Source organism: Bacillus thuringiensis (assembly GCF_001595725.1).
GTDB lineage: Bacteria > Bacillota > Bacilli > Bacillales > Bacillaceae_G > Bacillus_A > Bacillus_A thuringiensis_K.
Map to the genome: position 1 here is coordinate 1069338 of NZ_CP014282.1, position 13479 is coordinate 1082816.

Genomic DNA, 13479 nt, shown 5'->3' on the forward strand with positions numbered 1-13479 from the left:
AAATCGCCGATATAAATCGAGCTGCACTGATATAACTGAAAAATTGCTCATATAATTTCATTTACCACAAAACATAAAATCACAGGACATTTGCCTCTTATAAAGGAATATATATATTCAAAAGGAGGAGAATCGAAATGAAAAGGGTAATGTACGTTGTATTATTACTCAGCTTCGTCGTCGGAATGACAGTGTGTAGCAGTGGATTGCCCTCAAGTCGTACAATTTTGTCTATCGGAAAACCAGCGGAGGATAATGTTATATATTTTACGCATACAGATAACAAACGAAAGATACATGATATACAAGACATGTTTCAAAATAAGAAGTGGAAAAGAAATGAAACATTCAGCACTGTTAATAAAACACCAGATGTCGTCTTATCAATAGATGAAGACAACAAAGGGTTACCGGCATTATATGTTACCGTGTATTTTCATGAAAATGGAGCGGACGTTTTGAATTTGTATGGGGAGTATACGAGCTTAAATAAAGAGGAACTTGAAAATCTCAGAAAAAAGATGAGTGCATATTATCCTAAAATGATTTTTGGTCTAGTGTTATAAATTACTTGTAAATAAAATCCCCTTATTTTTCCAAAGTAAACTAAGAGAAGGTGATCTGTCTATATGCAGTTAATAGAATATCACTTGCCACTTTAATTTTCTTTTAATATAATTAATTTAGAATTTTTAAATATTCTAAATTTATAAAGGTGGGGTTTTTGTGAATCTCGTTCAATCTTTGGCTGAAACGGCAAAAAAGAAGGGGGAAAAACCGGCTTATATATTTATGGATCAGTCGGTCTCATATGACCAATTAAACAAAATGGTCACAAGGTTTTCTAGCAATTTAGCAGAAATGGGCATTGGAAAAGGGGACAATGTCGCATTAGTTGTTGGGAACTCACCACATTTTTTGGTCGGTTTATACGGAACAATGAAAGCCGGAGCAACTGTTATTCCAGTTAATCCAATTTATACAGCAGACGAAATGTATTATATTTTACAAAATGGAGATGTAAAAACAATCATCGTACTCGACGTCCTTCTACCTGTTATACAATCTCTTACAACAAGACTTCCTTCATTAGAAAACATCATCATATGTGAAACCTCATCAGATTTTAACCATACAGAAACCGAAAAAATGAAAACGTTTACTAGTTTTGTGGGGACTGGAGATACAACTTACGAAGGTCCTGAACTAGATGAAGAAGATGTAGCGGTTATTCTATACACTTCGGGCACAACTGGAAAACCGAAAGGCGCTATGTTAACACATAAAAATTTATATAGTAATGCGAACGATGTGGCGTCGTATTTACAATATACGGCTGATGACCGCGTTGTTGCGGCACTGCCTATGTTCCATGTATTCTGTTTAACAGTTGCGGTAAATGCACCGATTGTGAACGGGGCAACGATTTTAATGTTACCGAAATTTAGTCCGAAAGAAGTATTCCGTATTTGTCGCACGTACGAATCAACGATCTTTGCTGGCGTACCGACGATGTACAATTATTTATATTTATTTGAAGAAGCAAGTGCAGAAGATGTGAAGACGCTTCGCCTTTGTATTTCCGGTGGTGCATCGATGCCTGTTGCTCTTCTGCAAAACTTTGAAAAACGTTTTAACGTTATTGTTTCAGAAGGATACGGTTTATCAGAAGCATCACCAGTTACTTGTTTCAATCCGCTAGATCGTCCTCGTAAACCAGGATCAATTGGCACAAATATTTGGCATGTAGAAAATAAAATTGTAAATGAACTTGGGGAAGAAGTACCTGTCGGCGCAGTCGGCGAATTAATCGTTCGCGGACCTAACGTTATGAAAGGATACTATAATGCACCAGAAGATACAGCTGCGACATTGAAAGACGGCTGGCTATATACAGGTGACTTGGCGAAAATGGATGAAGAAGGTTACTTCTATATCGTGGATCGTAAAAAAGATATCGTCTTAGTTGGCGGTTATAACGTATACCCTCGTGAAGTAGAAGAAGTATTATATACGCACGAATCAGTAGCGGAAGTTGTCGTAATCGGTGTTCCTGATGAAAACTTAGGAGAAGCTGTGCGAGCGTACGTCGTTTTGAAGCAAGCAAACGTAACAGAAGAAGAGCTAATGCATTACTGCACGTTACATTTAGCGAAATATAAAGTGCCGAAAAGCATTGAGTTTTTAATAGAATTACCGAAGAATACGACGGGTAAGTTGTTAAGAAGAGCATTGAGAGAGAAAGCGATGCAAGTGTAATGAAGAAAAGGTCTCCTAAAAGATATTTTAGGAGACCTTTTCTTTGTTTATCGTAATAACTTTTTCTCATATGAAATGTAGTAGGAAATTTGTATATATAATAGCGGAGCGTGTTCAACTATTTGATATGAGTAGTAATGAAGATATTCTTCCTACTTTCTTACATAAAATTTTTAATTTTGGATATTTGTATCATATGTTTCTGCAACAAACACAAAGTCTACATGCTCTTTATCAATAAAAATACTTGTTTTAGATGGAAGACCTGTTATGGTAGAAACAATATCAACCTCAACAAGGTCAAATCCTACACGATAAGCATCTTCAATTTCAATTCCACCAGTTAGAAAATGCAATCCATCCCCAAATGACTTAAATACAAATACATTTTCTTTCAAACTTTTATTATCCATTTCAATCCATTCTTCGTTAATATAAATCTTAAATGTCGTGCACTTTGGAACACACTCGATGTGATGTATCCCTTTATAACTATTAAGCGAAAACATATAGGTATGAGTTTCTTTAAAGTTAATATCTATCCCGTATTTAAAAGCAAAGGTTTTATATACCATTTCATAAAACAATGGCATTACAATATCATCCCATGCGTCATAGGCAAAAGCATGAATTGGTATTAGATGAGGATATAAACTTACAATCGCTTTTTGAAAATTAAGTAAGATGGTTGTATCTGTAATTTCTTTTAAAGAATCATCTATTTCATGATCATAATCTTTCGAAATTCTGTTATCAATCATATGAAAAACTCCTTACATAGTCTTCTATATACTACGTTTTTCCGCATCATCAGTTTGTGCCTTCTTCAACTAAATTGCAAGTTTAACCGATGATTCCAAAAAAGCCCTTGTCTTATTTTATCAATTGTTAAATGTGTTTATCTTTAAACTTCAATACGAAGATTAAACATGAAGGTGCGGGCGGAAAAGTAACAGAAACAAACTTTGTATACGACCCGATTAACCAATTATTAAATGAAGCACTACCAAACGGAACAAGTAAATCTTATACATATGATGGATTTGGAAACCGTACAAGTGTGAAAGTTGTAGAGAATGGAAAAGAAACAAAGTCTATAGCGGCAACGTTTAATGAAGGAAATCAACTTGTCAAATTCGGAAACGAATCGTTAACGTATGATGCGAATGGAAATCGTACATCTGATGGAAAGTACAAGTATACATGGAATGAAAATGACCAACTTGTAGCGATTACAAAACAAGGTGAGAGCAATGCATTCGCAACGTATAAATATGATGAAAATAATCGTCGTATTGAAAAGAGTGTAAATGGTCAAGTAACACGCTACTTCTATGATGGAGACAGCATTAACCCATTATATGAGACAGATGGTAGTGGAAATGTTCTTCGTCAATATGTATATTCCACAAGTGGTACACGCTTAGCTATAAAATCAAAAGGGCAAACGTTATACTACTACTACAATCCTCGTGGTGATGTTATTGCGATGACAGATCAAAGCAGAGAAGTTGTAGCAACGTATGAAGATGCGTGGGTAATGTTTTGAAAAGTGATACGAAAGGTATTTTAATAAATATTATATCGCTATATTAATAATATATAATACGATTCCTTTATTACAAAGAACAGAGAATTAGGCACATAAAAAAATCTTTTCCATAACATGAAAAGAACGAAAGAATTTTGTTATTTAAATAAAAACCGAGCCACCCTCTAAATGGCGGTTCGGTTTTCTTTATCTATTTTTTCTCTACCAATTTCTTATTCTTCCAATCTAGTGTGAACAATTTATTAAATGTTTTTTGATCAACGTCTTTTACGTTGTTTCCAACCCAGTTTGCAGTTCCGAATGTGTAGCCTGGACGAAGTTGGTAGTCGTCGGCGTGTTTTGTATAAGCGACCTGTAAGTTAGATTGATCTGTATTTTTTTCAGAGATAACAACAGCGATCATACCAGGAGAGAAACCGCTATTTGTTAATGCTGGAAGTTGATCCATCGGTATTAAATTACCTTTTGCATCAGATTCATATAGGTATGTGCGAGAGTACATAAACAGTTGGTTTCCGTATAAAGAATGGTAGGAATCACGTGTGTAAATACCCCAGTTTTGATTGTTAAATCCGTTAAAGAATACGTTCCATTTTACGTTTTTGTTTGTTTGGTCAATTAAATTTGTTTTATAACTAGTTTGTTTATAGCTTACAGAGTCCGACCAAGTGACTTGACCAGTTGCACCCGCTTCAGCGCTAGGGCCATTAGGCGTTACAGAAGCTTTAACAGAGCCACCAAGTTGATAAGATACGCTAGATGTTACAGTCGTTTCTTCTACAGCATTTGTAGGTGCTACGTTAAAGAAACGAGCGCTGTTATCTTGAAGGTTAAATGCAACATCATATTGTGAAGGATAACGTAATGTTGCACTAGCGCCAGGGATTGGGTAGTTATCAATAGGTGCATCACTTATAGTAGAATTTGCTTTTAGAAAACTACCAGTTGTATTAATAACGGCAATCTGTTTATCAGCGCTTGGGTCATCGATAAAAGTCACCTTTAAAGACATTGTCATATTATCAGCTTGATCATTATTAAATGTATTATAGCTCGTATGTGTTTTTGCATTTTGCCCGATATCTGTTACAACTTGCGATGTTGTTTGAGCATAAGCAGCAGGTGTTGAAAGAGTTACAGCGCTACTAGCAAAAACAGCGGATAATGCTAAACATTTTAAGTATGTTTTAGAACGTTTCATACAATCACTTCCTTTTATCTTTGTCGATATATGTCGTATTACATTTATATCGTAACATGAAAATAAAACGGAATGGATGGTTATGCATAATTGCATAGATGAGTTTTGAAGGATAAAGATAATAGAATTTCATCCAACACTTAAGACTCAAAAATGTCCATTACAGCCGTTCTTAAAAATTTTAAGACAATATGTTTATCAATGTTCTTATTCTGAAGATTGAAGCGCTTAATATTTACGTTATAAGTGCATAACAAGTTATAATAGAAGAAATCAATAAGGAGGCTGGCTGTGAAGAATCTTCGTTATCTCAATATATTTACCATATTAATTATATACACACTACTTATGTTTTACATCGGCTGGAACGGATGGATTTGGCTTCATGCGGTATTTGGCTGGGAATCTTGGGGATATTATGCTTTTATAGTTGCATTTATTTCATATGCGTACATTCTCGTGCAAGTGTTTAAGTTTTTGCCATTTCTGCGAACGATAGGTTCGATTTGGTTTGCGGTTATACAATATGCGCTTATGCTGTTGCCATTAGCTAATATTATGGTCTTTCTTTTACAGTTTTCAGTAGAGAAAGAAGCGGCAATTATTTGGACAGGGGCGGCTGTGATAGCTGCATTTATCTTTATCTTTGCGTATGGAGTATTTAATGCGTATAGCCCGGTAGTAAGAAAGTACGAGGTGCACATACCGAAAAAGGTAGAGGGGCGTAAAAGTTTACGCATTGCGATGGCTTCTGATATGCATTTCGGTAAACTGTCTGGCGTTTCGCATTTAAAAAGACTTGTTCGTCATGTAAATGAGATGGAGCCCGATATTATTTTGCTACCAGGTGATATTATCGATGATCATCCAGGTGTGTTCATTCAAAAGAATATGGGACCAATCATGAAACAAATGAAAGCACCATTAGGCGTATATGGCGTATTAGGAAACCATGAATACTACGGTAGAGCGGTTCCAGAGTTTCTACAAGAGATGGATAAGATTGATATTCGTATTCTTTTAGATGAAGTAATTACAATTGAAGATGACTTTTATCTCGTTGGGAGAAGAGATAAAACAGAGCGAGATCGTCAAAGCTTTGAACAATTAATGAGTACGGTAGATAAATCGATGCCTGTTATCGCAATGGATCACCAGCCATTTGAGTTAAAACAAGCAGCGGATGCTGGCGTAGATTTATTATTATCCGGTCATACACACCGCGGACAAATGGCGCCCAATCATATTGTAACGAGAAGAATGTACGAGCTAGACTGGGGATACGCACAAAAAGGCGCGTTCCATGCAATTGTTTCTTCTGGATTTGGATTTTGGGGACCACCGCTTAGACTTGGTAGTAGGTCGGAGATTGTGCAGGTTGAGGTTACGTTTGAATAGGTGTTATGAAATAGAGAGCTGATGGCTCTCTATTTTTTCAATAAAAACAAATAACAATAAATACTTATGTTGGTGCTAATTTCATAAAAGAGACTCAATTAAAATAAAGGGGGATTGTAAGTGATCATATCAGATGTACTATACGGAGAATTTGAAGTGGATCAAGTAGTAGAAGAATTAATTTTAAGTAAGTCTGTGCAAAGACTAAAGGGAATTCATCAAGCAGGCGCAAGTTACTTAATGAACGAGAAATGGAATGTAACGCGCTTTGATCATTCAGTTGGTGTTATGTTATTAGTGAAAAAACTAGGTGGTTCAGTAAAAGAACAGATTGCTGGTTTACTGCATGACGTATCGCATACTGCTTTTTCCCACGTGATTGATTACGTTTTTGATAATGAAGATGAAAGTTATCATGAAGAGATATTTAGTTCTGTTGTGAAAAACTCAGAAATTCCAGCGATTCTTGCGAAGTATGGTTATAACTATGAAGATATTTTGTTAGATGATTCGAAATGGACGTTACTCGAAAGGTCAGCACCAGAATTATGCGCAGACAGAGTGGATTATACATTACGAGATATGTATACATATGGGTATGTTTCTTTAGAAGAAGTTCACAGTTTTTTAGAAGATGTCATCGCTGTAGATGGGAAAATGGTTGTTCAAAGTGTCGAAATGGCAGAATGGTTTACAGAAACGTATTACAAGGAAGTAATCGATTTCTTTATGGAACCAATGAATATTTACGGAAATGATATGTTAGCGAAAACGTTAAAGGTAGCTCTTCATAAAAGGATTATTCATACAGATGATTTTCTTCTTGAAGATGAGGAGCTTATTTCGAAATTGCAGCAATGTAATGACCCCGAAGTAGAAGCTTTATTAAGCAAAATTCATCCAAATATAAAAGTAAAAGAAGATAGAAACGATTATGATTTACATCAGAAAAATAAAGTGCGTCTTATTGATCCGCTGTTACTTCGTGAAGAGGAAGTTATTCACTCGTCTGTTGTGTCAGAAAACATAAGACAGATGAGTGATATTGCTTATGAAAAAGCGGTGAGAGGGATGTATGTGAAAGTGATTTCGAATTAAAAAAGAAGTAGCGCATCGTTTTTAGAGCGCTACTTCTTTTTTATTAATTATCAAACCAATTCCAAATCTCAATATCTCCAAGAGTCGCATAACGTACGTGCGGGGAGTTTTGTAATTTTAATAACTCTTTCGATGGGCCAGTAATAACAATTCCGTATACTTTTACACCGTTATCCTTTACATATTGATAACGTTTATCTAAGTTTAGTTCTTTCTCAGAAAGCGCTGCTATTTTGCTTACCGTTTTTTTATGGATAGAAAGGACGCGCATCATTTCGGTTACTTTGTCTTCTTGCGTTTTCTGCCCGTCAGTTTCATTATCGAGGAATCTTACATGTTCTGGAAACCCTATAGCTTCTCCGCCATGTAGGATATAGTCATCTACATTTTTTCTTTCTTGTCCTGTATCTAAAGCGTACCATACAGGAGTTGGAGGGAGTTCTTGTGCCTCGAATATGCTATATAAAAGCGGTTCTAATTCTTTTAAAGTGTAAGCTTTATCAAAAGAAATTGCTACTTCTGCAACGGTTCCATCATGTACTTTTGCAAGTGTATCCCATACTTTTTTTGATGAATCCTTTAAATAATCACCCTGCTCTGTTTTTGGATGAACAAAGAAGAGTTTTGGTTGATAGAACGGATTCATCCAAGTTTGCTTCGTGATATCTACAGATGATAAGAAGCTTTTTGTTTCTATTGTACCGAGGGGCATTTCTTTTTTACCGACGGTTCTTACTAAATCAAATTGGCTATTCGTACGGAAAAAAGCTTCTACACTTGTTCCGCCTCCCATAACGCGGCTATTTGGGATAGTTGCTTCAAGTGCAAGAGAAGGAACCTCTCTAATTTCTTTTAGCCTTTTATCATTATTAGCTTGAAAATAAAAGGCTGATAATACCCCGCCGATTATATAGATAACGATGCAAATTGATAATATAAAACCAAACGTTTGTAAACGATGTTTCCACTTAATTCTCCAAAAAGGAATTTTAAGATCTTTTGGAGGTAACTTTTTCTTAATTGGTTCTGTTTTTGTTAACAGCTCATCTAAGTAAGCTTCACAAGCTTCACATGACTCAATATGATTTTCTAGCTGCTCTTGTTCATTACGGGTGAGTGTTCCTTGTTCATATTTCTCCCATAGTTTTTTAAATTCTGTACAACCCATCTGTATCACTCCTTTATGCTTTTTATTTCTTTTCGTCCCCTGTGTAATTCAATTTTCACTTTCGCTAATGAGAGACCAGTCATTTCTGTTATTTCCTTATAGGAGAATCCATAGTAATCTCGTAGTAGCAGGGCATTTCGTCTTTCGAGCGGAAGAGCGTATAAACTTTCTAACCAACTAGCAATCTCAAATTTTACGAAATATGCATGTTCTGTACTTGGAACGTTTGGTAAATGGAATTCTGCAACTTCTGTTGTTTTATATTTCTTTTCTTTTCGATACCAATCGATAAAGGCATTGTAGGCAATTGTAAATAACCACGGCCTAATTTCTTCGCCTTTATAATAATCAATATGGACGAGCATTCGGTAAAATGTTTCTTGCATGAGATCTTCCGCATAGTGGGAATCTCCGGTTAGGGAGAGAAGATAGCGAAATAAATCTTGCATATGCTCTGAGTAAATTTCTTCTAATGATTGTTTGCGTTTCACTACATTTCCCTCCCTTCATACATAACAACGAAATACATATAAAAAAGTTACAATTTTTTATGGAATTATAGTAAAAAACGTCAAGAATTGGATTGTGTTCTCTTTTATCATAATACATATAAGGCGGGTGAACAGAGATGGAAAGCTATGAAACACAAATTCAAAGGTCAATTGATTATATTGAGGAAGATGTAATGGAAAAACAGACGCTGCGTAATTTAGCGCGTATTGCAGGTTTTTCTGAGTCGCATTTTCATCGTGTATTTCAGGCATTAGTAGGTGATACAGTAATGGAGTATGTTCGAAAGAGGAGGTTAGCCCGGGCAGCTTATCAACTTTCTCATACGGATGAAAAAATTATTGATATCGCATTTGAGCATGGCTTTCAATCTCACGAAACGTTCACGAGAGCCTTTAAAAAATTATTTCAAATGACACCGAGTGAATATCGAAAACAAGAAATTGAAACGCCGATGTATTACAGCGTGAATGTAAAGCAAAGAAAATTAAATCCGTATTTAGGAGGCATACAAATGGAATATCGTATTGTAAATAAACCAGAATTTTTAATGGCAGGTTATGAACTGAAGACGACAAGTAAAGAAGGGAAGAACCATCAAGACATTCCAGCATTTTGGCAAGAATATTTACAAAAAGATCTTGGAACAACGATTCCGAATCGTAAAGATACGAGCCAATGGGTAGAGCTTGGGTTATGTACTGATTTTAATTTAGAAACAGGGGACTTCACTTATATTATTGGAATGGAAGTTACAGACTTTGAAAATGTACCAAATGAAATTGCAAAGCGTACGTTCCCAGCAGCAACATATGCAGTATTTACAACGCCGAAAGTTCCTCATGAAGAAATGGTATCGTCTATTCACCAAACATGGAATGCAGTATTCTCAGAATGGTTCCCACATTCAGGATATGAACATTGCGGAGTTACAGAGTTTGAACTGTACGATGAGCGTTGCCACGAAGATAAGAGTGAGTTTGCACAAGTAGAGCTTTGGATACCGGTGAAGAAAAAATAATAGGGTAAGAGCGAATCATTGAGAGATGGTTCGCTTTTTTTATAAGTGGATTGTTAAATTTGTATTGCTTTATCTGTAATACATTTGAAAATGGTAAAATAAAATAGCAATTAAATATTGCGGGTGGAAGGTTATGCCCTTTCTTCATTTGGCGAAGAAAGGAGGTGTAATCGTATGGAATTTCTTTTGCAAATTTTGTTGGAAATCACAAAAACTATAGCTAGAGAAGGTATAGTTATGGGATTTAAGAAATTAACGGCAAAAAAGCGCAAAAAGAAGACCACCCGTCTGCCTGCGAAGCGTGGGAAGTCTTCTAAGCGCAAATAAGCTTTAGTTGCAACCTTCCACCTTGCGGTAATTAGTTGCAGTGACGGGGTGTTGGAAGCACCTCGCCTACTTCATTTTATGCAAAACTTAGTTAGTTTATACTTCTATTTATAGTATAACAGTTTAGAAATGTATTTGTTAATAGTTTTATTTTTACTTTGTATAGTAGGGAGGTAGGTTAGTATTGTCGGTTTTTGTCGGTAAGTCGATATATCTAGAAAATCGCTGATATATTTTGAATTGCGCCGATATATTTCGAAAATCGCTGATATAATTCGAGTTGCGCTGATATATTCAAAAAATCGCTGATATAATTTCATATACCGCTAAAACACCTCAAAAAAAACGATCTGCATAATTTCAATTACCGCAAAACTCTCCCAGAAAAGAAAAAAAGACGCCACATAGCGTCTTTCCTACGAACGAAACGGAAACACAAGAATAATCGTCGTTCCTTTTCCGAGTGCACTATCAACGGAAATTGTCCCGTTATGAGCATGAACGAGCTGTTTTGTAATGGCTAGGCCAAGTCCAGTTCCAATGTTGCTTTCTTCTGTGTTTGTTCCGCGGTAATATCGTTCAAATAGAAGTTCTTTCGTTTTTTCATCCATTCCTTTTCCATCATCTGAAATGAAGAGTGTAAAGGAATTAGCGTTTTGTGATAGTTTTACGATGACAGTAGTTGTTTCGTTATTATGTTTTACCGCGTTTACGAGTAAGTTTTCGATAATACGCTGAAACCATTTTTCTTCAATGAAATATTGAATTTTATTTGAGCTCGGTACGAATTCAATATTTTGATTTTGGAGTGTTGGATTGTTAATAAATTGCAATAATACTTTTTGAACGAACTGATTGATTTCAACGTTTACGTGCTGTGCAGGAAGGCTATTATTTTTTAATTGATACGTTAAGCTTAAATCATCAATTAATGTCGTCATATATTGAGATTTCTCTTTCATAACACTACCAAATTGCTGAATATCACGATCAGTCCAGTTATATTGATTCGATTCAAGTAATAATGCGTAGCCATATATAGAGCTAAGTGGTGTTTTTAAATCATGCGTTAGACCGGTAATCCATTCTTCTCGTGTTTGCTGGAGTACTTGCCTCATCGCATCATTTTTTTTGAGTGTAATAGAAAGGTGTTCTAGTGAACTTGTCACATCTCTAAACAAACGGAATGACCATTTTTCTTTACCAGATCGCCGGAACCTGACAGGTTTTCCTTTTTTACTAATAGGTTCTTCATACTTTCCACCAGCGATATTTTTAAGCCAGCGCATCGCATGTAATAACGGTTTCCCGAATTTATTACCGTACCAAATAGAAAGAATGACTAAATAAACAAATACGATAAGAAGGATTAATCCGCATCCGATGAGAAACTTCTTAGTAAATACATCTTCCATTTCGTCATCTGGATAGTAGTGCTCATTTTTTGCAGTTACAACGAGAAGGTTGCCACTATTTGCATCGTAAAAGCTAGACGTGTTTTCTTTATGATTCCACGGTTCTTTTTCATTAAGGGCAATTTGTATTGCTGAAAATGTTTTTTTCTTTCCAGTTGGATAGGAAAAAACCTCTTCGCCATTTTGATTAAATATTTGAAGTGCTGCTTTTTCTTTAGACAGTAACTGTTTTTCTTGATCTGTTAATGTGAACGAATCCATCGTTAAAGAGGAATGATCCTTTTGAATTGCTGTCAGTAACGCATTGCTTTTTAACATACCACCATAAATAACAAGTACTTTCTTTTCTTCTAATTCAATTTCCCAATATGTAAATTTATAATTACTTTCGATATGATGTTGTATGTATGCGACTAAAGATGTCTTCGTATAAGCATTCGGAACATCATTTGGTGTATTAAAGTGGTAGAGGATTTTTCCGTTTTCATCTACAACTTGGAGCCAATCATTTTTCTCTTTTATTAAATCTTGCACTTCAGATTGTAATGAAATATGCCCATCTTCTGAAGAGATGTATCTTGAAATTGTAAAACTATCAGAATCTGGAATATTAGGTTCGTATAAAGTACTAGTAAGAAGAAAAATTAAATAAGTAAAAGCAGCAACTACAGCGATAAGTAATGTAACTAAAACAAAAACGTGTTGCATGATAAATTGAATAATAAGTCGTTTATTAAAATTCATATCGTCACCCTACTTTGTAACAAACTTATAACCAAGCCCGCGAACGGTTTTTATATATTCTGGTTTACTTGGATCGTGTTCAATTTTTTCACGTAGTTTTCGAATGTGGACCATAACAGTGTTGTCATCGCCATTATAGGCAGGTGCTCCCCAAACTTTTTCATATATTTCCTCTTTCGAAAATACGTAGTTTGGATTCTCGCAAAAGAAGAGTAGTAGTTGAAAGAGTTGAGCGGAACATTCGACAATATGCCCATCTACTGTTAGTTCTGCAGAGTGCTGATCAATTTCAAATCTTCCAAATGAAATCGAGTGTGATTTTTGCTCGTGTGGAACGGTTTGTTTCATATGTCTCCGAAGCTGTGCTTTCATGCGTGCTACTACTTCTAATGGATTAAAGGGCTTCGTAATATAATCATCCGCACCGTATGAAAATCCAGATATTTTATCTAAATCAGATGCTTTTGCTGATAGGAAGAAAATGGGACAATCTGTTTGTTGGCGAATGATTGGACAAATATCAAAACCAGATTGTCCAGGAAGCATTACATCTAAAATAATTAAATCGTAATTGTTTTCCTTAGTTAGAGATAAAGCTATTTCAGCTGATGTTGCAGTTGTAATATGAGAAAAACCTTCTTTTTCAAGAATGGTAGTTAGTAATTGTAAAATTGCAGTTTCATCATCAACGAGTAAAATATTTGCTTGGTACATAAACATCCCTCCTAATTTTCTCGAATATCATATCATCCTTTTGTAACTTATGGAATTTTTAAGGAAATTTTA

At 35.3% G+C, this 13479-nt stretch carries 12 protein-coding genes and 2 pseudogenes; 7 read left to right on the forward strand and 7 right to left on the reverse strand.

The genetic code is table 11. The features are described from left to right. Nucleotides 1-137 precede the first annotated feature (137 nt). Both AXW78_RS05390 and AXW78_RS05395 read left to right on the forward strand, forming a co-directional pair. A complete protein-coding gene (locus tag AXW78_RS05390; protein ID WP_061883875.1) occupies nucleotides 138-566 on the forward strand; it encodes a hypothetical protein in 429 nt (142 codons plus the stop codon). A 160-nt stretch (nucleotides 567-726) separates the two neighbouring features. Continuing rightward, the gene (locus AXW78_RS05395) at nucleotides 727-2259 is read left to right on the forward strand and encodes a fatty acid--CoA ligase family protein (RefSeq protein ID WP_061883876.1); all 1533 of its coding nucleotides are present in this window, start codon (nucleotides 727-729) and stop codon (nucleotides 2257-2259) included. 173 nt (nucleotides 2260-2432) lie between these two features. On the opposite strand, the gene AXW78_RS05400 is transcribed toward AXW78_RS05395, so the two are convergent. Further along, nucleotides 2433-3020 carry a hypothetical protein gene (locus AXW78_RS05400; protein ID WP_000566764.1) on the reverse strand — a complete coding sequence of 196 codons (588 nt, stop codon included), beginning with the start codon at nucleotides 3018-3020 and terminating at the stop codon, nucleotides 2433-2435. Nucleotides 3021-3175: 155 nt separating this feature from the next. Here AXW78_RS05400 and AXW78_RS05405 point away from each other — a divergent pair. After that, nucleotides 3176-3828 (forward strand): annotated as a pseudogene (locus AXW78_RS05405) (hypothetical protein); the annotation flags it as partial. Between the two features lie 173 nt (nucleotides 3829-4001). On the opposite strand, the gene cytK2 reads toward AXW78_RS05405, so the two are convergent. Together cytK2 and AXW78_RS35445 are read right to left on the reverse strand one after the other, a co-directional pair. After that, nucleotides 4002-5012 (reverse strand): beta-channel forming cytolysin CytK2, encoded by a 1011-nt coding sequence (cytK2, locus tag AXW78_RS05410; protein WP_061883877.1) that lies wholly within the window; start codon nucleotides 5010-5012, stop codon nucleotides 4002-4004. Between the two features lie 143 nt (nucleotides 5013-5155). After that, nucleotides 5156-5269, reverse strand: a pseudogene (locus AXW78_RS35445) (TetR family transcriptional regulator); the annotation flags it as partial. A gap of 34 nt (nucleotides 5270-5303) precedes the next feature. On the opposite strand from AXW78_RS35445, the gene AXW78_RS05415 reads away from it, so the two are divergent. Next, nucleotides 5304-6410: a metallophosphoesterase gene (locus AXW78_RS05415; RefSeq protein WP_061883878.1), complete on the forward strand. Its 1107-nt coding sequence runs from the start codon at nucleotides 5304-5306 to the stop codon at nucleotides 6408-6410. A 120-nt stretch (nucleotides 6411-6530) separates the two neighbouring features. Further along, nucleotides 6531-7508, forward strand: a complete 978-nt coding sequence (locus AXW78_RS05420; RefSeq protein WP_061883879.1) for an HD domain-containing protein — start codon at nucleotides 6531-6533, stop codon at nucleotides 7506-7508. 43 nt (nucleotides 7509-7551) lie between these two features. Here AXW78_RS05420 and AXW78_RS05425 read toward each other — a convergent pair whose 3' ends face one another. Next, nucleotides 7552-8676, reverse strand: coding sequence for an anti-sigma factor (locus AXW78_RS05425; RefSeq protein ID WP_000501934.1), 1125 nt, complete (start codon nucleotides 8674-8676; stop codon nucleotides 7552-7554). 5 nt (nucleotides 8677-8681) lie between these two features. Next, complete coding sequence (locus tag AXW78_RS05430; protein WP_000824003.1) at nucleotides 8682-9167, reverse strand: RNA polymerase sigma factor; 486 nt, start codon at nucleotides 9165-9167, stop codon at nucleotides 8682-8684. Between the two features lie 137 nt (nucleotides 9168-9304). On the opposite strand from AXW78_RS05430, the gene AXW78_RS05435 reads away from it, so the two are divergent. Beyond that, nucleotides 9305-10207, forward strand: a complete 903-nt coding sequence (locus tag AXW78_RS05435) for an AraC family transcriptional regulator (RefSeq protein WP_000446833.1) — start codon at nucleotides 9305-9307, stop codon at nucleotides 10205-10207. A gap of 174 nt (nucleotides 10208-10381) precedes the next feature. Beyond that, the gene (locus AXW78_RS34265; protein WP_000394950.1) at nucleotides 10382-10534 is read left to right on the forward strand and encodes a hypothetical protein; all 153 of its coding nucleotides are present in this window, start codon (nucleotides 10382-10384) and stop codon (nucleotides 10532-10534) included. 416 nt (nucleotides 10535-10950) lie between these two features. Here the strand turns inward: AXW78_RS34265 and AXW78_RS05440 are convergent, their stop codons facing one another. Further along, nucleotides 10951-12693, reverse strand: a complete 1743-nt coding sequence (locus tag AXW78_RS05440) for a sensor histidine kinase (protein WP_061883880.1) — start codon at nucleotides 12691-12693, stop codon at nucleotides 10951-10953. Nucleotides 12694-12702: 9 nt separating this feature from the next. Next, nucleotides 12703-13407 (reverse strand): response regulator transcription factor, encoded by a 705-nt coding sequence (locus AXW78_RS05445; RefSeq protein WP_000283860.1) that lies wholly within the window; start codon nucleotides 13405-13407, stop codon nucleotides 12703-12705. Between the last annotated feature and the right edge of the window lie 72 nt (nucleotides 13408-13479).